The organism is Pseudomonas sp. EB271-G4-1 (genome assembly GCF_058791355.1).
This window is the reverse complement of sequence record NZ_JBYTEO010000008.1, coordinates 86,175-109,278: the sequence shown is the minus strand read 5'-3', so window position 1 is coordinate 109,278 and position 23,104 is coordinate 86,175. Positions and strand designations below refer to the sequence as shown.

The 23,104-nt window shown below is 56.0% G+C and carries 20 protein-coding genes and 2 pseudogenes; 14 read left to right on the top strand and 8 right to left on the bottom strand.

Going from position 1 to position 23,104, the window contains the following annotated elements:
- The first annotated feature begins 128 nt into the window (after positions 1-128).
- The 3 genes from AC3WWR_RS06440 to AC3WWR_RS06430 all read left to right on the top strand — a co-directional run bounded on the left by AC3WWR_RS06440 (position 129) and on the right by AC3WWR_RS06430 (position 6,869).
- Positions 129-3,404 (top strand): transglutaminase family protein, encoded by a 3,276-nt coding sequence (locus AC3WWR_RS06440; RefSeq protein ID WP_432668923.1) that lies wholly within the window; start codon positions 129-131, stop codon positions 3,402-3,404.
- An 88-nt stretch (positions 3,405-3,492) separates the two neighbouring features.
- Positions 3,493-5,979: a circularly permuted type 2 ATP-grasp protein gene (locus tag AC3WWR_RS06435; protein WP_492598562.1), complete on the top strand. Its 2,487-nt coding sequence runs from the start codon at positions 3,493-3,495 to the stop codon at positions 5,977-5,979.
- Complete coding sequence (locus AC3WWR_RS06430; RefSeq protein WP_020797695.1) at positions 5,979-6,869, top strand: transglutaminase family protein; 891 nt, start codon at positions 5,979-5,981, stop codon at positions 6,867-6,869. Before AC3WWR_RS06435 ends, AC3WWR_RS06430 begins: the two co-directional genes overlap by 1 nt.
- Positions 6,870-7,074: 205 nt before the next feature.
- Here the strand turns inward: AC3WWR_RS06430 and AC3WWR_RS06425 are convergent, their stop codons facing one another.
- Both AC3WWR_RS06425 and AC3WWR_RS06420 read right to left on the bottom strand, forming a co-directional pair.
- Positions 7,075-7,266, bottom strand: a complete 192-nt coding sequence (locus tag AC3WWR_RS06425) for a hypothetical protein (protein WP_020797694.1) — start codon at positions 7,264-7,266, stop codon at positions 7,075-7,077.
- Between the two features lie 69 nt (positions 7,267-7,335).
- A pseudogene (locus AC3WWR_RS06420) lies at positions 7,336-7,915 on the bottom strand (cytokinin riboside 5'-monophosphate phosphoribohydrolase).
- Positions 7,916-8,258: 343 nt separating this feature from the next.
- On the opposite strand from AC3WWR_RS06420, the gene azu reads away from it, so the two are divergent.
- On the top strand, positions 8,259-8,705 hold the full coding sequence (azu, locus tag AC3WWR_RS06415) for an azurin (RefSeq protein ID WP_020797692.1): 447 nt from the start codon (positions 8,259-8,261) through the stop codon (positions 8,703-8,705).
- A gap of 188 nt (positions 8,706-8,893) precedes the next feature.
- Here the strand turns inward: azu and nadE are convergent.
- Positions 8,894-9,202 (bottom strand): annotated as a pseudogene (gene nadE / locus AC3WWR_RS06410) (NAD(+) synthase); the annotation flags it as partial.
- Between the two features lie 304 nt (positions 9,203-9,506).
- On the opposite strand from nadE, the gene AC3WWR_RS06405 reads away from it, so the two are divergent.
- Positions 9,507-11,162, top strand: coding sequence for an NAD+ synthase (locus AC3WWR_RS06405; RefSeq protein ID WP_042955392.1), 1,656 nt, complete (start codon positions 9,507-9,509; stop codon positions 11,160-11,162).
- A 68-nt stretch (positions 11,163-11,230) separates the two neighbouring features.
- Here AC3WWR_RS06405 and AC3WWR_RS06400 read toward each other — a convergent pair whose 3' ends face one another.
- Positions 11,231-11,710: a helix-turn-helix domain-containing protein gene (locus AC3WWR_RS06400; RefSeq protein WP_146023687.1), complete on the bottom strand. Its 480-nt coding sequence runs from the start codon at positions 11,708-11,710 to the stop codon at positions 11,231-11,233.
- Between the two features lie 229 nt (positions 11,711-11,939).
- Between AC3WWR_RS06400 and AC3WWR_RS06395 the strand changes: the two genes are divergently transcribed.
- The 4 genes from AC3WWR_RS06395 (at position 11,940) to AC3WWR_RS06380 (ending at position 14,053) form a co-directional block, all read left to right on the top strand.
- Positions 11,940-12,320 (top strand): hypothetical protein, encoded by a 381-nt coding sequence (locus AC3WWR_RS06395; RefSeq protein WP_020797688.1) that lies wholly within the window; start codon positions 11,940-11,942, stop codon positions 12,318-12,320.
- Positions 12,321-12,405: 85 nt separating this feature from the next.
- On the top strand, positions 12,406-13,134 hold the full coding sequence (locus tag AC3WWR_RS06390) for a metallophosphoesterase (protein WP_042955391.1): 729 nt from the start codon (positions 12,406-12,408) through the stop codon (positions 13,132-13,134).
- A gap of 108 nt (positions 13,135-13,242) precedes the next feature.
- Entirely contained in the window at positions 13,243-13,644 is a 402-nt protein-coding gene (locus AC3WWR_RS06385) for a DUF6957 family protein (RefSeq protein ID WP_042955390.1), read from the top strand.
- Positions 13,645-13,696: 52 nt separating this feature from the next.
- Positions 13,697-14,053: a hypothetical protein gene (locus AC3WWR_RS06380; RefSeq protein WP_020797686.1), complete on the top strand. Its 357-nt coding sequence runs from the start codon at positions 13,697-13,699 to the stop codon at positions 14,051-14,053.
- A 651-nt stretch (positions 14,054-14,704) separates the two neighbouring features.
- On the opposite strand, the gene AC3WWR_RS06375 is transcribed toward AC3WWR_RS06380, so the two are convergent.
- On the bottom strand, positions 14,705-14,881 hold the full coding sequence (locus AC3WWR_RS06375) for a type II toxin-antitoxin system CcdA family antitoxin (protein ID WP_256228289.1): 177 nt from the start codon (positions 14,879-14,881) through the stop codon (positions 14,705-14,707).
- Positions 14,882-15,452: 571 nt separating this feature from the next.
- Between AC3WWR_RS06375 and AC3WWR_RS06370 the strand changes: the two genes are divergently transcribed.
- Positions 15,453-16,154, top strand: coding sequence for an RES family NAD+ phosphorylase (locus tag AC3WWR_RS06370; protein ID WP_042955389.1), 702 nt, complete (start codon positions 15,453-15,455; stop codon positions 16,152-16,154).
- 47 nt (positions 16,155-16,201) lie between these two features.
- Here the strand turns inward: AC3WWR_RS06370 and AC3WWR_RS06365 are convergent, their stop codons facing one another.
- The 3 genes from AC3WWR_RS06365 to AC3WWR_RS06355 form a co-directional block, all read right to left on the bottom strand.
- Positions 16,202-16,849 (bottom strand): hypothetical protein, encoded by a 648-nt coding sequence (locus tag AC3WWR_RS06365; protein ID WP_020797684.1) that lies wholly within the window; start codon positions 16,847-16,849, stop codon positions 16,202-16,204.
- A 441-nt stretch (positions 16,850-17,290) separates the two neighbouring features.
- On the bottom strand, positions 17,291-18,175 hold the full coding sequence (locus tag AC3WWR_RS06360; protein WP_052024688.1) for an ImmA/IrrE family metallo-endopeptidase: 885 nt from the start codon (positions 18,173-18,175) through the stop codon (positions 17,291-17,293).
- A gap of 2 nt (positions 18,176-18,177) precedes the next feature.
- The gene (locus tag AC3WWR_RS06355) at positions 18,178-18,498 is read right to left on the bottom strand and encodes a helix-turn-helix domain-containing protein (protein WP_042955404.1); all 321 of its coding nucleotides are present in this window, start codon (positions 18,496-18,498) and stop codon (positions 18,178-18,180) included.
- Between the two features lie 502 nt (positions 18,499-19,000).
- Here AC3WWR_RS06355 and AC3WWR_RS06350 point away from each other — a divergent pair.
- The 4 genes from AC3WWR_RS06350 (at position 19,001) to AC3WWR_RS06335 (ending at position 22,963) form a co-directional block, all read left to right on the top strand.
- Entirely contained in the window at positions 19,001-20,086 is a 1,086-nt protein-coding gene (locus tag AC3WWR_RS06350) for a multiubiquitin domain-containing protein (protein WP_020797681.1), read from the top strand.
- Positions 20,083-21,477: a ThiF family adenylyltransferase gene (locus AC3WWR_RS06345; RefSeq protein WP_020797680.1), complete on the top strand. Its 1,395-nt coding sequence runs from the start codon at positions 20,083-20,085 to the stop codon at positions 21,475-21,477. Before AC3WWR_RS06350 ends, AC3WWR_RS06345 begins: the two co-directional genes overlap by 4 nt.
- Positions 21,477-21,812: a ubiquitination-like system serine protease family protein gene (locus AC3WWR_RS06340; protein ID WP_081648157.1), complete on the top strand. Its 336-nt coding sequence runs from the start codon at positions 21,477-21,479 to the stop codon at positions 21,810-21,812. Before AC3WWR_RS06345 ends, AC3WWR_RS06340 begins: the two co-directional genes overlap by 1 nt.
- Before the next feature lie 161 nt (positions 21,813-21,973).
- Positions 21,974-22,963 carry a hypothetical protein gene (locus AC3WWR_RS06335; protein ID WP_042955388.1) on the top strand — a complete coding sequence of 330 codons (990 nt, stop codon included), beginning with the start codon at positions 21,974-21,976 and terminating at the stop codon, positions 22,961-22,963.
- The last annotated feature ends 141 nt before the right edge of the window (positions 22,964-23,104 follow it).

Below are 23,104 nucleotides of genomic sequence, written 5' to 3'. Positions count from 1 at the left end.
ACCAATTTCCTTCATCGCCCGATTTTGGTGCTGTACTGCCTCCTGCAACGGGAGAAAGCGCCAGCACTGCTGGATGGCATAAGTCTTGCGCGCTTTCCAATACGCTTAGGGCTCGCAGGAGGCACGCCGTGTCGATTCATGTCGCATTGCACCACGTCACACATTACCGCTATGACCGCGCTGTCGAATTGGGGCCGCAGATCGTTCGCCTGCGTCCCGCCGCCCACAGCCGCACGCGGATACTGTCCTACGCGCTGAAAATTTCGCCCGAGCAGCATTTCATTAATTGGCAGCAGGACCCCCAGGGTAATTACCTGGCACGGCTAGTGTTTCCGGAAAAAACCAACGAGTTGCGGATCGAGGTCGATCTGTTGGCGGAAATGGCGGTGTTCAATCCGTTCGACTTTTTCCTCGAGCCCTACGCCGAAAAGATTCCCTTCACTTACGCCACCGACGAGCGCAAGGAGCTGGCGCCATACCTGGAAACCTTGCCCCTGACGCCAAAGTTCAAGGCTTATCTGGACGGCATCGACCGCACGCCATTGCCCGCTGTGGATTTCCTCGTCGCGCTCAACCAGCGTCTTAGCGAAGACATCAACTACCTGATCCGCATGGAACCGGGAGTGCAAACGCCCGAGCACACCCTGGAGCAGGCCTCCGGTTCCTGTCGCGATTCAGCGTGGCTGCTGGTGCAACTGCTGCGTCACCTGGGGCTGGCCGCACGTTTCGTGTCGGGTTACCTGATCCAATTGACCGCCGACCTGAAAAGCCTCGACGGCCCTTCCGGGACCGAAGTGGACTTCACCGACCTGCACGCCTGGTGCGAGGTGTACCTGCCCGGTGCTGGCTGGATCGGCCTGGATGCAACCTCAGGGCTGTTTGCCGGTGAAGGGCATATTCCGTTGGCCTGTAGTCCCGATCCCTCCTCTGCGGCACCGATCAGCGGCTTGGTGGAACCGTGCGAGTGCGAATTCAGCCATGAAATGTCGGTGGAGCGGATCTGGGAAGCCCCGCGGGTTACAAAGCCCTACACCGAAGAGCAGTGGCTGGCGATCCAGGCCCTGGGCCGGCAGATCGATGCCGACCTGCTCGAAGGCGACGTGCGCCTGACCATGGGCGGTGAGCCGACCTTTGTGTCCATCGACGACCCGGACGGTGCCGAGTGGAACACCGCAGCGCTGGGACCGAACAAGCGTCGACTGTCCGCCGAACTGTTCCAGCGCATGCGAAACCGTTATGCCCCGCAAGGCCTGGTGCATTATGGCCAGGGCAAATGGTATCCCGGTGAACAACTGCCGCGCTGGTCGCTCAATTGCTATTGGCGCCGCGACGGCGTGCCGATCTGGCACGACAGCGCGCTGATTGCCGACGAGCAACAAGATTATGGCGCCGATGGCGAGTTGGCCGGGCGTTTTCTGGCGAGTGTCGCCGAGCGCTTGAACATTCCTACGCGCTTTGTGTTTCCAGCCTACGAAGACAATTTCTATTACCTCTGGCGCGAAGGGGCTTTGCCGCAAAATGTCAGCGCCGAAGATTCACGACTCGAAGAGCCTCTGGAGCGTGCGCGTTTGCGCAAAGTCTTCAGTCAGGGCCTCGACAAGGTGATTGGCCAAGTCCTGCCATTAGCGCGCACCGCCAAGGGTGATCAGTGGCAAAGCGGCCGCTGGTATCTGCGTGACGAACATTGCCGCCTGGTGCCGGGAGATTCGCCATTGGGCTATCGACTGCCGCTGGGTTCGCAGCCGTGGGTGAAGGCGGCGGAGTATCCGTTCATTCACCCCAATGATCCCAACCAGGATTTCCCGGCGCTGCCTGGCACTGAGCAAATACAGCGCCAAGGTGCTGCGGCGCTGATTGAAGATCGGGCACCCAAGGTCGACGAGTCCGCCGATTGGCTGACCCGCACCGCCTTCTGCGCCGAGGCGCGGGAAGGCCGGTTGTACCTGTTCATGCCGCCGCTGGAGCGGGTCGAAGACTATCTGGAGTTAGTGACAGCCATCGAAGCCACGGCCCGGGAGCTCGATTGCCCGGTATTGCTGGAGGGATACGAACCGCCGGGCGATCCGCGCCTGGGCAACTTTCGCATCACCCCCGATCCCGGCGTGATCGAAGTCAACGTGCAGCCATCCGCGACGTGGGACGAGTTGGTCGAACGCACCGAGTTTCTTTACGAAGAAGCGCGCCAGACCCGACTCACCACCGAAAAATTCCTGATCGACGGCCGACACACCGGCACCGGTGGGGGCAACCACTTCGTACTGGGAGGCGCGACACCGGCGGATTCACCGTTTCTGCGGCGTCCGGATCTGCTGCGCAGCCTGATCAGCTACTGGCATAATCATCCGTCCTTGTCCTACCTGTTTTCCGGCTTGTTTATCGGCCCGACGTCCCAGGCCCCGCGGGTCGACGAAGCGCGCAACGACGCCTTGTATGAACTGGAAATCGCCTTCGCCCAGATGCCCGGGCCGGGCGAGGAGTGCGCGCCCTGGCTGGTGGATCGACTGCTGCGTAACCTGTTGATCGACGTGACCGGCAACACCCATCGCGCCGAGTTCTGCATCGACAAGCTCTATTCACCGGATGGCGCGACCGGTCGCCTGGGCTTGCTGGAACTGCGCGCCTTTGAAATGCCACCCCATGCACGCATGAGTCTGGCCCAGCAGCTCTTGCTGCGGGCGTTGGTAGCACGGTTCTGGCGTGAGCCTTATGCACCGCCGAAGCTGGCGCGCTGGGGCACCGAGCTGCACGACCGGTTCCTGTTGCCGCATTTTATCGAGCAGGATTTTGCTGACGTTATTGCCGATCTCAATGTCGCCGGTTATCCAGTGCGGGCAGAGTGGTTCGCGGCGCACCTGCAGTTCCGTTTTCCCAAGGTCGGAGACTACGCTGTCAATGGCATCGCCCTGGAACTGCGCCAGGCACTTGAGCCGTGGCATGTGTTGGGCGAGGAGGGCGCGGTCGGCGGTACGGTGCGTTACGTCGACTCGTCCCTGGAGCGCCTGCAGGTCAAGCTCAGTGGATTGCCGCCGCAACGCTACCTGCTGACCTGCAACGGTATACCTGTGCCGTTGCAGCCCACTGGGCGGGTCGGCGAATTCGTCGCCGGTGTGCGCTTCCGTGCCTGGCAACCGGCCAACTGCCTGCAACCGACCATCCCGGTCCATGCGCCGCTGGTGTTTGACCTGCTCGACACCTGGATGGGGCGTTCGCTGGGCGGTTGCCAGTATCACGTTGCCCATCCTGGCGGGCGCAACTACGAGGCATTGCCCGTGAACGCCAATGAAGCCGAGAGCCGGCGAATGGCGCGGTTCTTCCGTATCGGACACACGCCGGGGAAACTTCCGATACCGAAGATGGAAATTAACGACGAGCTGCCGATGACGCTCGATTTACGACGTTTCTAATTCGTACACGACGCCCGGATTTTTCGTCTATCCGGGTGTCATGAGCGTGCGTTAGTCTGACCGATCACTGCTGTCTGCCGAGCTTTCCATGCCTGACTTGCTAGACCGCTACCCGCTGACGGCGGGCACCTATCACGAACTGCTCGACGACAGCGGTGCCATTCGGCCGCACTGGCGTCGACTGTTCGACCAATTGCAGCGCAGCACACCCGCGCAGTTGGTGCAGCGTCAGGCGTTGCTGACCCGACAAATCCAGGAAAACGGCGTCACCTATAACGTCTACGCCGATCCCAAGGGCGCCGATCGGCCATGGGAGCTGGACTTGTTGCCCCATGTGATTGCCGCCGATGAGTGGGAGCAGTTGTCGGCCGGTATCGCCCAGCGTGCGCGCTTGCTCAATGCCGTACTGGCCGATCTCTATGGCCCTCAACGCTTGATCGCCGAAGGTCTGCTGCCGGCCGAACTGGTATTTGGCCACAACAATTTCCTCTGGCCCTGCCAGGGCATCAAGCCGCCTGACGCTGCTTTTTTGCATCTGTTCGCCGTTGATCTGGCGCGCACGCCCGATGGCCGCTGGTGGGTAACCGCCGATCGCACGCAAGCGCCGTCCGGGGCTGGCTACGCCCTGGAAAACCGCACCATCGTGTCCCGGGCCTTTCCCGAGTTGTACCGTGATTTGAAGGTGCAGCACCTGGCGGGGTTCTTCCGCACCCTCCAGGAAACACTGGCGCGTCAGGCGCCAAGCGACGATGACGCACCGCTGGTGGTCCTGCTGACGCCGGGGCGGTTCAACGAAAGCTATTTCGAACACCTGTACCTGGCTCGTCAGCTCGGCTATCCGTTGGTGGAAGGTGGCGACCTCACGGTGCGCGATGCCACGGTCTACCTGAAGACCCTGAGTGGCTTGCGCCGGGTCCACGCGATCATGCGTCGGCTCGACGACGACTTCTGCGACCCGCTGGAGTTGCGCACCGACTCGGCCCTGGGCGTTCCGGGCCTGCTCGAAGCCGTGCGCCAGAGGCGGGTGCTGGTGGCCAACGCACTCGGCAGTGGCGTGCTGGAGTCGCCAGGCTTGCTGGGTTTCCTGCCGAAGATCAACCAGTACCTGTTTGGCGAAGAATTGATCCTGCCGTCCATAGCCACCTGGTGGTGCGGTGAGGCGCCGGTGCTGGCCCAGGCCTTGGAAAAACTGCCGGAGCTGCTGATTAAACCGGCGTTTCCGTCCCAGAGCTTTGCACCGGTATTTGGCCGCGACTTGAGTGAAAAACAGCGTCAGGTCCTGGCCGAGCGCATGCAGGCGCGGCCCTATGCTTATGTTGCGCAAGAACTCGCGCAATTGTCCCAAGCGCCGATATGGCAAGCCGAGGACGGTCAACTGCAACCCCGGGCCATCGGCATGCGTGTGTATGCGGTGGCCAGTCGCGACGGCTATCGGGTGTTGCCGGGTGGCTTGACCCGAGTGGCCGCGCAGGCGGATGCCGAGGTGGTATCGATGCAGCGCGGCGGGGCGAGCAAGGACACCTGGGTGCTGGGCGAACGTCCACCGAACGGCGAACAGTGGAAAGCCCAGCGCAATATCGGCGTGCATGACCTGGTGCGCCGCGATCCTTACCTGCCATCGCGGGTGGTGGAAAACCTGTTCTGGTTCGGCCGTTACTGCGAACGCTGCGATGACAGCGCCCGATTGCTGCGAATCATGCTGGCACGTTATGTCGACGGCGATGACCCGCAGGCCCTGGAGGCTGCGGTCGATCTTGGCGAACGATTGATGTTGTTGCCTGACGAAGGTGAGCTGCCGGAGCGGTTGCTGGCGGCGATACTCGGCGATGACTGGCCGTTCAGCCTGCGTTCCAACCTGCAACGTTTGCAATGGGCGGCCTCGCAAGTGCGTGGCAAGCTCTCGCGGGAGAATTGGCAGGCGTTGGTGGAGTTGCAACGCGAAGCGATGGAACTCGAGACCGAAGAACCGGACTTCGGCGAGTTACTCGACTTCCTCAACCGGCTGGTGATGTCCTTGGCGGCGCTGTCCGGTTTTGCCCTGGACGACATGACCCGGGACGAAGGCTGGCGATTCCTGATGATCGGTCGGCGGATCGAGCGCCTGCAATTTCTAAGCGCTAGCCTGGCAGCGTTCCTGCGTGGCGCCGGGGCTTTTGATCAGGCAGGGCTGGAGTGGTTGCTGGAGCTGGGCAACAGCAGCATTACCTATCGTTCGCGGTACCTGGCGGTGGCGCAATTGATCCCGGTACTCGACCTGTTATTGCTTGATGAGCAGAACCCGCACGCGGTGCTGTTCCAGTTGAAGCTGGTGACCCGCACGCTCAAGCGCCTGTGCGACGACTTTGGCGTACCTCGCGAAGCGGGCCTGCCACAGTTGGTGGAGCGTCTGGCGCGTTTCGATCTGGGCTGCCTGGAAAACCCGTTGTTTGGCGCCGCCAGCGTGCGTGCTGCCGTCGAAGGGCTGGCTGATCTGCTGCAAGAGATTGCCGATGCGAGCGGGCAGGTATCGGATCGCCTGGCCTTGCGTCACTTCGCCCACGTCGATGATGTCAGCCAGCGCACGGTGTCCGTCTGATGAGCGCTCATTACCAGATTTTCCACGATACCCATTATCACTACGACAGTCCGGTGTCCTTGGCCCAGCAACTGGCGCATTTGTGGCCCAGGCCTTGTGAATGGCAGCGATGCAGCGACCAGCAATTGCAGATCAGTCCGGACCCGACTTCACGCCGCGATGAGCTGGATGTGTTCGGAAACCCGTTGACCCGGTTGGCGTTCGAGCGCCCCCATGATGAACTGCTGGTCAATGCTAGCCTGACGATTGAGGTACTGCCCCGGTCCCGGGTCGATTTCAATCGATCCCCAGCGTGGGAAGATACCCGCAACGTGCTGACCTACAGCAGCCAGGCGCTTTCGCCGCAGTTGCTTGAAGCCTGCCGATACCGGTTCGAATCACCTTATGTGCATCTGAAGCGCAACTTCGTTGAATTTTCCGAGAGCTGTTTTCCGGCGGGGCGGCCGCTGTTGCTCGGGGTCCAGGCCTTGATGGAGAAAATCTTCAGTGAGTTCACTTTCGATGCCGAAGCGACGCAGGTCGCGACCCCCCTGGTGGAAGTGCTGGAGCGACGGCGCGGGGTTTGCCAGGATTTCGCCCACCTGATGCTCGCATGCGTACGCTCTCGTGGGTTGGCTGCGCGCTATGTCAGCGGCTACCTGTTGACCCAGCCGCCGCCCGGTCAGCCGCGATTGATCGGCGCCGATGCGTCCCATGCCTGGGTGTCAGTGTTTTGTCCGGTGTCGGGCTGGGTGGACTTCGATCCGACCAACAATGTGCAACCGGCGCTGGAACACATCACCCTGGCCTGGGGCCGGGACTTTTCCGATGTGTCGCCGTTGCGTGGAGTCATTCTGGGGGGCGGCAATCATGATCCCGAGGTTCGGGTCACAGTGATGCCGTTGGAGTAACGACGATCACCATGTGGGAGCGGGCTTGCTCGCGAAAGCGATCCTTCAGTTACATAAATACTGGATGTGCCGCCGTCTTCGCGAGCAAGCCCGCTCCCACAAAGGAATATGCAGTATTTCGGAATGGACAGTGAGGCCGGCAGCATCGCCGCCAACCCCGGTCACAGATCCGTGGGCCCGATCAAATCATCCGGCCCGGAGGGGCTCAGGCGTCGGGCGCCTGATCTTTCGGTGCCTCTACATCACTTTCTGCCGCCACTTCACCTTCTGCATCCGGGTTCAGTGCCGCTGCGTCTTCTTCAGCCATTGCTTTCTTGCGCTGAAGCTTTTCCTCTTTCTTCTGTTCCTTGGCCAGGTCTCTCTGACGTTTGGCGAAGGAGTAATTGGGTTTGGCCATGGGCGATCCTCTGGGGTCGAAGGTGAGGTTTGAGCGGCGCGTATTCTGCCCTGTATCGGTGTCGAGTCGTTAGTCGGGTTTTTGCTCGACCCATTTTGGCGCAACGGTCGGTTGCCAACGATCCAGGGCGTCGAGCAGCGTCTGTGGCGATTCGCTCACCTGCAGCATGTCACGGTGTGCCGCGCGAACGAAGCCTTCGCCGACGATATGATCGAGAAAACCAGTGAGTTTGCTGTAGAAGCCGTTCACTTCCAGCAAGCCCATCGGTTTGCCGTGGTAACCCAGCTGGCCCCAGGTCCACACTTCGAACAACTCTTCCAGGGTGCCCAGGCCGCCGGGCAAAGCGATGAAAGCATCGCTGAGTTCAGCCATCCGCGCCTTGCGCGCATGCATGCCGTCGACCACTTCCAGGCGGGTCAGGCCACTGTGGCCGATTTCCTTGTCCTTTAGGCTCTGCGGAATGATGCCGATCACTTCGCCACCTGCCGCCAGTGCCGCATCGGCGACGACGCCCATCAGGCCCACCACCGTAGACCAGGGTCAGCTTGCGAGCGGCCAAGGCCTGGCCAAGCGCCACGGCTGCTTCACGGTAAGCGGGGTTCGTGCCAGTGCTGGCGCCGCAGAACACACAAACGGATGCTAAAGACATGCATTACTCCTGGGTCGATCAGGGCCACAGAGTAAAGGCAGGCGCGCTGCGCTCCAAGGGCTAAACTTCGCGCTTGGGCGTTTCGCAGGTTCCGCTGGCCCCACAGGCATACGCGGCGAGCAAGCTGCACAACAGGGTATTGATAGACACGACAGGCGCTCCGAAAAATGAGGACGCTCTGATGATAGGGCCGGGGCAGACACCTGGCTGGTAGATTGTCTCGATCGGTCCCATAGCCCGAAAGTTGTATACAATTTTTGCTTCAGGTCATAGGAACTTGCGAAGTTTTCAGGCAGTCTTCTGTTCATTCGCATGTTCATTCACCCTGCCTTGGAGATTCACCATGTTTGCCAAACTTGTTGCGGTATCCCTGTTGACACTGGCGAGCAGCCAATTGATGGCTGCCGAATGCAAAGTCACCGTTGACTCTACTGACCAAATGTCCTTCAACACCAAGGCCATTGAAATCGACAAGAGTTGCAAGACCTTCACCGTTGAATTGACCCATTCTGGCAGCCTGCCGAAAAACGTCATGGGCCATAACCTGGTGATCAGTAAAGAAGCCGACATGCAGCCGATCGCCACCGACGGCCTGAGTGCAGGCATCGACAAGAACTACCTGAAGGAAGGTGATGCCCGCGTCATCGCTCACACCAAGGTCATCGGCGCCAAGGAAACCGACTCGGTGACCTTCGACGTGTCCAAGCTCGATGCCAACGAGAAATACGGCTTCTTCTGCTCGTTCCCGGGCCACATCTCGATGATGAAAGGCACTGTGACCCTGAAATAAGCAGGTTCACCGCGTTATCGTTCTTCGCGAGCAGGCTCGCTCCCACAATTAGACCGCGATCAAATGTGGGAGCGAGCCGGCTCCGGGCGGCGTTCCGACGAATGGGCCATCGGCTTCAGCAAATGTGCTGGCCAAAGAAAAGCCCGCTGAGAATCACTCCTCAGCGGGCTTTTTCATTCACTCACGCCTCAAGGCGCAAATGGCATCACGCGCTTGTGATGAGTCTTGTTGTACGTGTCGACGATGATCTTGAACGCTTCCTCGCGCACCGGCTCGCCGTGCAGGAAGGCGTCGATCTCGGCGTACGTCACGCCATGGGACGCTTCATCCGGTTTGCCCGGTGACAGGTCTTCAAGGTCGGCGGTCGGGATCTTCTCCACCAGCGCCTCCGGCGCGCCGAAGCTGCGGGCGATGGCACGGACCTGATTTTTTACCAGGCCACTGAGCGGTGCCAGGTCGCAGGCGCCGTCACCAAACTTGGTGAAGAAACCCATCACATTCCACCCCCCGAAAAAGTGCCCAAACAATTGTAGATGCTAGCGTACAGCCTATCTTGTGTATTGTGCAAAAAGGAAAACTGCACAGCTGGAAAAAAGTGTAAGAGTTTTTCAATCCCTCCTCACCCGCTTACCACTCAGGCCATAGGCTCGAGGAATGGATGAGGCATAATGAACGACAATCGCGAGAGGTGGCTCTACCTGTTGTAGTTTCACGTTGGAGCCTGGCAAGGCAAAACGATCTGATGATGAGGCGGCGAGAGAGCCACATTTTGCGGTACCGCACAAAGGCATAGGAGGAACCATGGCGCAGAGTTTGAGGGTGGTAATGGCCCAGTTGAATATCCGTGTGGGGGATATTCAAGGCAATGTTGAAATGATCATCGAAGCGGCGAAGAAAGCTCGTGACGAACTCCATGCCCAGATCATCGTTTTCCCTGAACTTACTTTGTGCGGTTATCCGCCAGAGGATCTTCTGCTGCGCACTAGTATGCAGCGCCGAATTGAAAAGGCTCTAAATGAAGTTCGTGAAGCCGCACAGGGTATAGCTATAGTAGTTGGCTTCCCTTGGGTAGAGAGTGGTTCTGGTCACGAGGAACTACAAAGTAATCGCTACAACAGTTGCGCTATCTTTGCTGATGGACTGGAAGTCGGACGTTACAACAAGCAAAAACTCCCGAACTATCGCGTATTCGATGAGAAACGATACTTCGTGCCTGGTAAGGGGCCATGCATTGTTGAACTCTTCGGGGTGAAGATCGCTCTCGGTATTTGCGAGGATATCTGGTTCCCAGAACCCTTGAATGAAGCCTGTGCCGCAGGTGCGCAAATCATGCTCACTTTGAATGCCTCACCTTTCCATCGCGGCAAACAAGCGGAGCGCGAAGAGCTTCTTGCGCAGAGAGCAAATGAGTGCTCGATTCCGATGATTTATGTAAACCAAGTTGGCGGTCAAGACGAACTGGTCTTCGATGGCAACAGCTTCGTTGTTGATGGAAACGGAAAAGTTACTCAACGAGCCCCGGCCTTTGAAGAAGGGCTCTTCCATGCTGACTTTGCCATAAAAGAAAATTCCCTCGTACCAGTTGAGGCAGGGAAGGCTGAACTTCTGAGCTTAGAGGCGAGCGTTTACCAAGCATTGGTTATTGGTGTGCGTGATTACGTTCAGCGCAACGGCTTTAAGGGCGTTGTACTGGGTCTATCTGGCGGTATCGACTCGGCCTTAACGCTTGCCGTGGCGGTCGATGCCTTGGGAGCTGAAAACGTGGAAGCGGTAATGATGCCTTACCACTACACGGCCAAGATGAGCCAGGACGACGCGAAGGAAGAGGCCGAACTGCTTAACGTCAAGTACAGCGTGATGCCGATTCAGCCGATGGTTGAGGCTTTCCTAAGTACACTTACACCCGCTTTCGAAGGGCTGCCCAAAGACACCACCGAAGAAAACCTGCAGGCCCGTTGTCGTGGGGTAATTCTCATGGCTATCTCCAATAAAAAACGCTACTTGGTTTTAACCACTGGCAACAAAAGCGAAATGGCAGTCGGATATGCAACCCTCTATGGCGACATGGCGGGCGGCTTCGATGTTTTGAAAGATGTTCCTAAGACCTTGGTGTTCCGCTTGTGTGAATACCGTAACACCCTTGGGTATGTCATTCCTCAGCGAGTTATAGATCGACCGCCGTCAGCAGAACTTGCGCCGGATCAGAAGGATGAAGATTCGCTTCCTCCATATCCTGTCCTCGATGAAATCTTGCGATTGTACGTTGAACATGACTACTCAGCAGACGCCATTATTGATGCCGGTTTCGACAAAGAAGTGGTGCGCAAGGTAATTAGACTCGTTGATATTAACGAGTATAAGCGCCGCCAGGCTGCAGTTGGCCCGCGAGTAACTGAGCGAGGTTTTGGAAGGGATCGCCGTTACCCGATTACCTCGGGGTGGCGCATTGGCGATTAAATAGTCGATATAAGATAGCCAGCTCCAGCAATGGGGCTGGTACTAACAGGCCCAGCCTAAAATCGCATTCAACTATTCCCACTGTGCCAAATCTTATGCACCGTGGACACCGGCATACCCAATTTCACTGAAATCTCTTTTTGAGTCAGTCCATCAGCTTTAAAGCTTAGTACGGCTTTAATTTTGTCTGAAGCAATTGGTGGCTTGCCCGCTTTCGCAGCAACTAATTCTCCGTTATCAAACTTCGCTGGGACGTTTTCCAATACTCGCAAATCACGCAGCTTTTCAATTTCTGACTGAAGATAGGACATGTAGTCCTCAAGCGTCTCTTGTCGGTCGTAGCTGGAGGCGACAGCTAGCAAAGCTACAACATCAACGTCCAAGCGTTCGCTAATGCTTTCCAGCATCTTCAAGGTCACGTTGGACGTACCATGCTCTACGTTGTGCAGATGGCGAGCTTCCAATGCGCTTCCGAGCTGCTCTTGGGAGAGGCCGCGTGCGGCGCGAACGGTGCGGAGTACTGCTGCCAGAGTGTATCGCGATGGCATGAGGCGTCTTCCCGCAAAGGGAAGGATAAGGCCATATCGCAAAATTCACATCCATGAAATATAGTATGCGAATGTGAATCGATGATATGGTGTATCTATCCGTTCCAGCAGGTGGAAGGTGGTGTAGCAGGACAATCGCTGGCAGACGCAGAGTTGTCAATTTACATGCATTGTTGTCAGGGCTCGTCAGTACCGATTGAGCCCGTAAGAGATAGGCGGGAAGTAAGTCGTGTTGGTCACTAATCAGGCAAAACTTCAGGGACAGTTTCTTGCTCAGGACAGCCTTCGCTTGCTGTGGAAATCAGCAAGTCTCAATCCGGACAGTTACTACTTCGTAGTCGAAGGTTGCGGGCTGGTGGATGGTTCCTTTGGGCCTTGGGTACGTCTAGTGTCGAGCGTCGATGAAGTCGATTCCCTGTGTAGGGGAGGACAGGTCGACACGTTGAGCGTGAACAAGATTCAGCTGATGGCGCCGCCCGCCATGACGAAGCAGTCGGGATTTTCTATGCAGCCCTTGTCGGAGATCCGGATCAAGGAAGGTAGTGAAGCCAGTCCTGTCTACGAGTTTGTTACCAAAAGCGGGCAGATCTACTCAAGCGCTAGAGGGTGATGACTGGCGAGGCTGGCTGCAGTTACGAAAACTGCTCATTCAGCAATTCTGGAATGTGCTCAACACTGAACAACACGGCGACGCAATGAAGCTTCAAGTCTACTCAGATCTGCACCTCGAGTTCGCTCGGTTCGAGCCGGCCTCAAGCAATGCTGATGTGGTCATCCTGGCCGGCGACATTGATATCAAATCGCGTGGAGTCTCATGGGCGAACGACACATTCCACTGCCCGGTGATTTACGTCTGCGGAAATCATGAGTACTACGGCGGCCACACCGGGCGCACGCTTCGCAAAATGAAAGAGGCGGCAGCTCCTCATGTCCACGTCCTGGAAAACGAAGCTTTGATCCTGAACCAAACTAGGTTTTTGGCCACTACAGCTTGGACAGATTACTCCTCGACCGGAGATGTCGTTGCCGCGAAACGCGTCGCCTGGGAATGGATGAACGACTTCACCGTTATCAGAACAGATGAGAGTTACCGACGCCTTCGTCCCGATGATCTGATCGCTAAATCTAAAGCAGCTTATGCTTGGCTCACACAGGAACTGGGCAAACCATTTGATGGCAAAACCGTTGTAGTTACGCACCATGCGCCGGCATTGGATCACGTGGCTGATGATCTTCCCGCACACCTGATCGCAGCCTACGCCAACGATTGGCCGGAGCTTCTGGGCAAGGCGGATCTTTGGGTTTACGGACATACACACATTGCAGCGGATTTCTTAAGGTGTGGATGCCGAGTCGTTTCCAATGCTCGCGGATATCCAAATCAACAGACTGGTTTCGATCCGGATTTTTTGATCGAGCTTTGATATGCAGTCGTTCAGTCATGACACTCCGCGGACAGAGTTTCACTGCATGTAGGCGTCGGGCTCCACTATCGGTGTCAGCTGCACCTGAATCGAATTCGAGAAATTTACATGGTTACATTGGAAGAAATTTCCCAGCTCCTTTACGGCGCAGGGGAGGTGATGGCTGGCTGGCAGGGTACCCAGGATGAGCTGATTGCGTTGGCTGCAAAAGCGTTCCCAGGGAAACCATTTTGCGTAGTACGGCAATGGATTTTGATCGACCTTACGGTTAATTCGGGTGAGAAAGAAAGGCTCACCGGACTCGGTCTGCTTCCCGCAACGATGTATGCGCACGAAGTCGTTTTCGATAGTCGAAATCGATTTCAGCCCAGCATGTGGGTACGCAGCAACTTTGGCGTGTCTTTTAGCCAGGGTTGCATGTTTGAAACCAAAAGTACCGTGTATCTCCTCTGGGGGGCGGGCCTGAGAAAAGAGGCCTCCGTCGGTGCAGCTTTTTCGATGTCGGCCTGACGAGTGAAACGCGCCGGCAAATCATCTGGATTCGTTTTGGAGTATTTTCGGGATGTCTGAAATCATCGAAGTCGAATTTCATAGCAAAGAGTTGACCGACTTTCAGCTTTGCCGCCTCGGGCAAGCGAGCATCCGAAAGTATTCGGTGCCGGTCACTGCATTCGTCAGTGACGCCTTCATCGCAGATGACACATGCCTGGGCGTGTCCTTCGATCATGTTGGGCAAGGTGACGCTTTTCGCCCAGCAGATGGCGGCCTTCTTCGTACAGGAAAAATTCAGAGGGCATGGAAAGAGGGGCGTTACTGGCTTCTTGAATCTCAAACCGGCAACTACGTCCTCTGCAGCTTCCTGCGAGATTTTGGACGGCGCAGTTTTCGCGAATTGCTTCGCTCAGGTGAGCGTTGTTGAGGGGTTAAATCAGCAACGTTTCAGTGGCGCAACAGGACGCTGATACTGGTGCACCGGACACATCAGCTGTAAGCCATTTTCAATCTGTAGCTGCGTTTAATATCCGTAGTCAGCCAGCAATTTCTGTAGAAACTCACGTCGGCGCTGGACAACAGCCACACAGCCGAGAGATGAAACGCTCGATATTCGTTTAAGCCAGGCAATCCGACCCGCTCTAGCCGGTGAGAGATGAAAACCTTGATATTCCTCCGAGGCCCGGAGTTGCGTGCCTCAGCAACCCTGGAGTTGAGAGACAGAGCTCTCGATATTCGTATCCGCCAGCTTATTCGCCCGCGCCTTCAGATGGGAGATGAAACTCCTGATATTCGTCTCAGGCCCGCGTTGTCTGCCGCAAACGGCGATGGAGTGTCGAGAGATGAAACGCTCGATATTCGTATCGGTCAGCTGATTTATCCCGCTCCAGCCGGTGGGAGATGAAACTCCTGATATTCGTCTGATGCCCGCGTTTTAAGGCTCAAACGGGGATGGAGAGCCGAAAGATGAAACGCTCGATATTCGTATCGGCAAGCTATTCGGCTCGCGCCACCGGGTGAGAGATGAAGCACCGGATATTCATCTGAGGCTCGTTGTTGCAGGCCGAAAAACAACCAATTAGCGAGAGATAGACATCAGAAGCTCCGTACGTCGTCGCTGAACGCCAGGGGCTTCTACGTCTTCGTTATGGGCATTTACGGCTTCGCTGTTCTCTGTCAGCCATTGTTCGCGCTGTTTCGTCCTCAAGACCTCGGCTAAAGCCGGCCCCAATTGAGATTCTTCCTGAGTTTGCATGGTCTTGTCCTCTCAGCCGCGATACCCAGGCTTACCCTTATCTGTCGCGCTATTTCCTCGAGGGCGATGAACTGGTCATCTGGGCTGTGGTGACGTTCAGCGTGTGAGCGCGTATTCCGACCTGACCTGGCCAAGACACCTATCGCGGTGCTATCGAACAACGATCTGAGTAGGGCGTGATCGCCCGCAGTGCCTGGAGGGGATGGGTAGCAAGACAGCCTGGGATCTTTCCAAAACGAATCCCTGAACGTTGCGCAAGAAATTCAGTGTGGTGATCGAGAAGACAGCTCGTGAACTGGCGGGTAAGCCGAAAGCAAATGCACGCGCCAGATCATCACGTGGTAGTTGGGAGGAGCGAGAAAACATTATCGGAAGGGGAAGAGTCATCTATAGGAAGCCAACTTCCCTCTGGGCGATGGCAGCCAAATAGTAATGCCCACTACTTGAAATGGAAGGGTAGAATTCGCGTGCGCTCGGCGGGTGTCGACGCCGCTGGGTTTCCAGCGTCCTTTTCGTAAGAAACCTTTGAATGGTGAACTTATGACACTACTTTTCTTTAACGAGGTGATTAATGGCTACAGGCGACGACGATATTAAACAAACCGAGCAACTGGTTCAAAAGCTGCACTCTGGAGGTAAGCTGAGCGTAAAACTGCTCCCGGGCGGCTCAACTTCCTACAGGGCTCAGGATTCCGGGCATGAGAATGCGGAGTACTACGGATGCCCTCAAGAGCCTGAAGAACTGGGTAGGTTTAACGATCCCAAAAAAGAAATCGGGATCTGGTATGGGGCTGAACACCCTAGCGGAGCGCTGGCCGAGACGTTCGGAAGGCTTCGGCCCAAGGAGTCGAGAGGGCTGGGTATCGTAATCAACGCCACAGATCTCGAAACAAGGGATATGTGTGTAGTTGAGACGACCCGAGATTTGAAGCTGCTGAATCTGAGGCTATGTCTGTCCAAAATGAACCGGACGGTGGACGAAGTGACCGGCCCTGACTATACGCTTACGCAAGAAATTGTGGCAGCGGTGGCCAGGTTGCCAGGCAACCCTTTCGATGGTATCGCTTACGAGTCACGGCATCACCCGGACGGCCACAGTTGTTATGCACTGTGGACGGCACCAGGTGAGGCCACAACGGTTAAGACCGTTAAGATGACGAAGCTTTCGGAGTTCGAGTACAAAGGAGAACTTCCGGAAGGCTTTGAAGAAGACAGCATTGATGCAGAGGAAATCATGACCGAAATCCTCGGCTATAAGGTGCTTGGCTCTTAAGCTCCGCTACCCTTCACACAGCGCCCCACCTTTGGGTGCGCTGTTTTTTAAGCAGGAGTTGAGCTCATGAAAAGAGCAGCTTCACGCTTGATCGCACTCAACTGTTCCTCATTAGCTCCGCCTTTTAGTACTACATACGGTAACTCTACCTGCCCATCACCGAAGGCAATAGGGTTTAGGAAAAATGTACACTGAGCCTCAGCGCTGACATTTTTTTTCATTAGACCCAAAATTTCTTCGAGGTGAGGCAACTTCACGTCCCCCACAAATTGGAATGCAGGGTAGAGGTAATCGTTTCCTTCCTGGATCGCGATTAAAGTACCTTTCTTCACGTGGTTATTAATGGTTTGCCTCGTCGTACCCAAGGCGCTCGCTACAGCCTGACTTTTCAGTACACCGCCAAACTCTTTGAGTCGTTCGAAGAACTCAATCTTTGCGGCTACGCGTCGAGCTTGCTTTCGCGTCTCCCGAGTACTCAGGGCCCCGGCAATAGATCCGCTGGTTGCAAGCTTTTGGAGAAGCTCTGCATCAGTCAAGGATCCGAGATTTTCCTTGGTTTTTTCCTCAGACCACTGCTGGAACACATTGGTTAGGAGCTTCAGCACGCGCACCGATCCACCTGCTACATCTGGAACCTTTTCCAGGGTAGCGGCCAGGGTATCGACTATTGCATGAATTGATCTGTGCGAGTCCATAAAGCACCTCAGTGTTCTTGGTTGACGATTCACTATAACAATAACTGTAAAAAATCGTCAAACATATTGCTGGTCAGGCGACGGACGGAGCCGCGAGCGTCTGGGAAAACCACGCCCGAGTCGACGTAACCATACGTGGTTTGGGGGGGGATGACTGATCTTCTTGGAAGGGTAAGGATGGGGTTGAGATGCCGAACCTGATGAGGCTTGAGGGCAGCAACTGCATGGCTCCGCTGCCTCATGAGCTGCTGCGGGATACACATCCCGGGATGTCTGTCGCCGTGGCGATTTGTTCATCGGGATTTTCGACCTGGGAATGGCTTCAGCTATGCGCTATCTCATGGGCAAACCCGCTGGGGTAAGATCTTATTGGTGCTTTACGGGAGACTGCGACTCGCCAGTGCTTTGTCATCGTACGTCCCACGCTTCAGCTGGTACCATTCAGCGAAATGTAGGCATGCCCGTAAGAGGGGCCAGTAAATCTTCCTCGTCATCCTCTTCGCGATCCCGCTCGGGCAGCGTCAAGATTCCCAGGGTGTAGTTGTACCCATCACCTTCCACCACAAATGCGTGTTCTGTGATTTCCAGCCCTTCGGGCTCTTTCGGGAACCAAGCTCGCGCATCAACTCGCGCCTTATCTCCCGATGCTGAACGAAAAGAGCGTGTGAGCACCGATGCCGCAGGCACCTCGATGGGCTGCTTAGAGGTGGCTAAGTAGGCTCCGCTTTTGAATGCCCGATCATTCGAAGATGACCAATCGAGGAACCCATCCTTGGCGGCAAGTACGACTACCCGCCCAGGAGCAATCTCCCGCCACTTGAGGGCTGCAGCGGTGAGAGATACGTCATATCGATCCGCACAATGCCTGAGCAAATCTATGGAAAGCTCATGACCGGACACTTGGCTACGGAAGTCGTCAGCGGGCATGAGGAGATAGGAGGCGAATACGTCTGCCTCTGCTTCAATTTTCTTCCCAAGTGCATCCCAGGTGTGCATGTCCTTGGGGGCGCATTGGAAATCCTGCTGCAGATCGCGATGAAGTATGTAGTGAGCGAACTCATGAGCGATCGTGAAGTTTATCCGTCCCGATGAAGCCACATTTTCGTTGACCCCAATGATCCATTTGTCCCCCTTGGGGCTTTTTTTGAGCATGCCTTCAAAGCTAGGGATAGGTACCGGCTTGATAGCCGAAATAGGTGCTTCAGGGCACACAGCTTTCGAGTACTCGAGCGCAACCTCCCTAACCTTGATTGGAAACTGGTCGAATCCAGCAGTACGTAGAACCTTCGTGATTTTGTTTGCTTCATTCTTCGGGTTCTTTTGCATCGTCAGTCTTCCCACCAATCGTCCACGATTTTTCGAAGGCGCTTCTTGTCACCTTCGTCAAGCGCTTGATATTTCCTAAAGAAAGCGCTGTCAGTTTCCACATCTTGAGAAGTTTCTGTAGCGCTTCCGAGCAGTGTTTCAGGCGCGAGATTCAACGCGAGCGCAATCTTGTTCACCTTGTCCATTGACGGATTAGGTTTGTCTCGGTTCTCGAGCTCCCACAGGTAGCTCTTGCTGGAGTCTGTTAGCTCCGCCAAGCGCTCCAGAGAAATGCCGAGCTCTCGCCTCCTGGCGCTGATTTTCATTCCAAGGCTTGATGCCACCGTAATCACCTCCCAAGTCGTTCGGTGAGTGTACCACTGTACCGAACGAAAAAAACCCTATTGACAGGGTGGTTAGATCAGGCGCACAGTGAAGTCGTCGTTCGGTGGCCTGATATGTCAGCGTTCGGTGAAAAGGAATGTAGAGCTTTGTAATATCGTTGGAATGGGCTCTACGTTTAGGCAGGCTGAGGTGCTCATTGGTCAGCTTGGCCGTATGACAATGAGGATAGGCTTAACGTCCGGATGAGCGGAGACGCTACGACGGAAGGGGAATTAAGGGGGCAAGGATGGACTAGCGAAGAAAGAAATTGACCGCTCACCGAGTCGGAGATGCTGGGAATCGCAACTGCAATTGCGCCCCAGCGAGTGCATGAAGAATGCAGGCACAGATTCAGTATCTTCATGCGCCATCGGGTAGTCAAGGCTACTCGCTGCTCTGACGCACTCACGAAGCCCGTCGGGGCACCTGTTCACGCCAGAGAAAAGGCGTGTGGAGATACGTATGAACGAAATTACTCAGAGTCATATTTTCATCGCCGGATTGGATCTTGAATTCAAGCCGGTTCCCATCAACGACGAGACACCGATCGGTACACAGATTGCCCGTGCCGGTGGCTATCTCCCTGATCAGATGCCTACGATTCTCCAGGCACTTCCATCCGGTGCATTCGAAGATATTCGTCCGGACGAGCTTGTGGATTTGGTGGCAACGTCGCGCCGCTTCATCGTGGTCGAATCTGACCGCTCCTACTTCTTCGCGGTCGATGGCCAGCGTTATGAATGGCCATGCAAGATCATCAATGGCCACACAGTCCGGAAGCTGGCACAGATTGCTGAGAACATGCGCCTGGTGCAGCAGCTGGAAGAAGAAGTCGATCGCGAAATCGCAGACGCTGACGTTATCAATCTGGGTGAGGAGGGCATTGAGCGCTTTGTCATTCGCGAGGCGATCTGGAAGCTCAAGATCCAAGGTCGTACCTTGGAGTTCGGCAAGCCACAGGTCACTGTTCGTGAAGCCGCTTTGCGCGCTGGGCTGGATGTCTCCCAGCATTGGAAGATTACCCTCACGGCTGCAGGGCACCATTCCGAACTGCCCAGCATGGACGCGATCGTTGACCTCAGCGCTCCGGGCATTGAGAAGCTGCGCTTCACTCCTAAGGATGTTGGGAACGGTGAGGTCGCAACGGCGCCCCGTCGTGTTTTCAACTTGCTTCCAGCTGACACGGCGTACCTTGACCAGCTTGGCTTGTGCTGGGAAACCTGCATCGGGACAGATGGCCTGCGCTATTTGGTGATCCACAACTATGAACTGCCGGCGGGCTACAACCACCAGTATGTTCAGCTGGCGATTCAAGTCCTGGCAGGTTACCCGGTCGAGCCGTTGGATAGCTTCTACTTGTACCCACATGTGTCACTGGCCACAGGTGTGCTCCCTCCCAACGTGCAACTGACGGCTCAGATCGACGGTTTGGGCTTCCAGGGGTGGTCACGCCACCGGACAACTGTTCCGTGGAATCCGCATGCCGATAACGTCATTTCGCAACTGGCTCTGGTCGAAGGCTGCCTTCACAAGGAGGTTGGTCAATGAAAGCTGGGGCGACGCTCGTAATGACCGAAGCCCTGCACTCCGCACTCCGGGAGCATCTGTTCCCGGGGGACGGTTTAGAGGCAGCGGCCATCCTCATCTGCACGCGACACGAAGGTGAGCGCACCAAGTTGCTCGCGAAATCTGTGATCCCGGTTCCCCATGGAGCGTGTGTCAGGCAGAAGGATTTTTTGAATTGGCCTGGCGAGTACCTTGATCTTGCTATAGCTCAGAGTGAGGAAACTCAGTCCTCAATCGTGCTCGTCCATTCTCATCCAGGCGGTTTCTTGGGCTTCTCAGATCTGGATGATGAGAGCGACCAGATCACCATGCGATCGCTGTACGCTGGAGTGGAAGTGATCCATGGCTCAGCTGTCATGATCCCGGACGGCAGGGTGGTGGCTCGCACGTACGATGATTCGCAATGCCCTACCAATGTACGGCTGGTCTCAGTAATCGGTGATGACATAAGGTTGTATTTCGACGAAGTCGAAGACCATGTAGTCCTGGACGGTAGATCTGGAGCGCCGATGGCATTCACCTCTGAAATGACCCAAGCGTTGGCGAAGCTGAGCGTGGCTGTCATCGGGGTCTCTGGTACTGGCTCAGTTGTGGCCGAGCAAGTTACCCGTTTGGGCTTTGGCGAGATCATCTTGATTGACCATGACCGCGTTGAGGAGAGAAACCTCAATCGGATTTTGAACAGCACCCAGGAGGACGCGAACTACTCTGCATCCAAGGTGGAGATGTTCGCGAGCTCCATCGAGCGTGTGCGGGGTAAAGGAGTGGCCCGCCCGATTGCAAAATCGATCGGGACTCGCGAGGCAGTATTAGCGGCAGCTGATGCGGACATTCTCTTCTGCTGTGTGGACACGCGATACGCCAGGATGATCGCTGATCGAATCGCTAGCCGTTTTCTCATCCCGCTCTTTGATGTTGGCGTGCTCATTCCTACGATGAAGGATGAATCGGGAGTGATGATCGCGGGAGTTTATGGCCGCATAGATTATGTGCAGCCTGGTGGATCATCTCTCGCTGATCGTGAGGTCTACACCGGTGAATCGCTTCGTGCCGAGAGTCTTCTGGCTGCGAATCCTGAGGCCTATCAACAGCAGATTCAGCATGGGTACATTCGAGGGTTCCATGAGGAAGCTCCCGCTGTGATTTCCCTGAACATGCTAGCGGCATCCTCATGTGTGATGGAGTTTTTGGCCAGAGCATTTCCGATGCGTGAAGAGCCAAACAGAAACTACGCGCGAACGTTAATCAAGTTCAGAGAGGCAGAGCAGGAGTTCACCGCAGAAAATGACTTTCCGAAGATCCCGGATCCAGGGCTTGCGCTCGGCGCCGTTGAGCCGCTTCTCGGGATCGCTGACTTGGCAGGTGATGTGTGATGCTCAAGGCCTTAAAGAAAGCTGTTTACCGCTGGTTAGACGGCCTGCTCCCCGCTAGGAAATTGCAGGTCGTGCAAGGCGATGTCCTGCCAAGCCAACTGCCTTTTCGATCTCTAATTCTTGTTAAGGATGGCGCGGAGGACTGGTGCGTTGGGTTCAAATGTCCATGTGGTTGTGGTCGGACGATTGAGCTTTCACTGCCGCCGGATATGACGCCAAGGTGGACATGCAGTACCGATCCCCTAGGGCGGCCAACGCTGCATCCATCCGTGTGGCTAAAAAATGGCTGTAAGTCACATTTCTGGCTGCGAGAGGGCAGGGTCATTTGGGTGTGAAGACGAAGCGGAGCGCTGGCGCTTGGGTCAGTGTTTCGCACATTCGAGGACTAGGACTCGCTGGAGAGGAGGGCTTCTTCACATCTGCCTCTTGGATCTTTCGTTCTGAGTTGGAATCCAGCAGCATCACCGGCTCAGATGCTCGTTAAGGTCAGGTGTTCGTGTCTTACAGTGATTGGGAAAGAAATTGGGCGTGGCTACGTGCCAAGGCCAAACAAGCAAGATGCCTCTCGGCTGAGGAGGAGGAGTATTTAGATCGCGAGCTGGCGATCAAAATTCGTGAAAGGATGGAGCATGAGGCCTCAGTTCGGTGGTGGCAGCTTTTCGGGGTGGAGGGCCATCGTTTGGATTGCATTGAGGCAGAGGCCCAGTTCATCGGCCACTTGGACGAGATTTTTAAATGCCCGCCCGCGAGCCATTTCCTAGCCCCGACAGAGGCGAAGCTGCGACTTCATCATGCCTATCATTTCAGTCGGCGGGGGGTATACCACGGCGTCGAATTTAAGGCGCCTCCCACGACACGTTTGCTTGAGCTCATGCTGTATGGGTATTTCCCCTACGAGGATACCTGGATCTACCTGGACAGGAGATCAGAACTGAGCTCCGACGGGTATAAGAAACCTAAGCAGTGGCTCGCGCTTCCTCGAGGAGAGACCCCTCGAGATAGGCTCGGCATTACCATCGAGATCAGCTTATCTGGCCTCACGCCGATCCGCTCGCAATCACCAGCAACACTGTTCAGCAGCTTGAAGCCTTCGGAGAAAGAGAACCTGGCCAGGGAATATGGGGCGGAAGGCTCTCATCAGCACTGGCTTGAGCAGATCGTGGAAAGCCTGTTCGCTGAAAGAGGTCGTCGAGCCAGAATCAGGATCAGCTATGCAGGCGAGGCAGGCGGTAGTCATCTCCCCCTTGCTGAGTTGATTGCTGAGGGAGGCCGCACTCCAGGTAAAAAGGTGGTCATGCAAGATGGCAATTACCTCAACTGCGAGCCTGGCAATCTCGTCACTCGCTCAAGTCGAGGCAGGACAATGAGCTGCAGAACCTGTCGCCGCCCCACAACCAGAGACCAATCTGAGCTTACTAAGGACTCGGCGGGGTCAAGCCTTCGCGTCTGCCATTCCTGCCTCCGATGGATGACCAAATCCTCTTAGTAGAAATAGTCTCACGAGGGGCTTGCGCAAAATGTACAGTTAAATCAATATAAACCCTATGATGTGGTAATTGCATCATAAAGACATAGAGACCGGCTTTTTGGCCGGTTTTTTTATGTCTTGGTTTTCTCCTATCGCCGC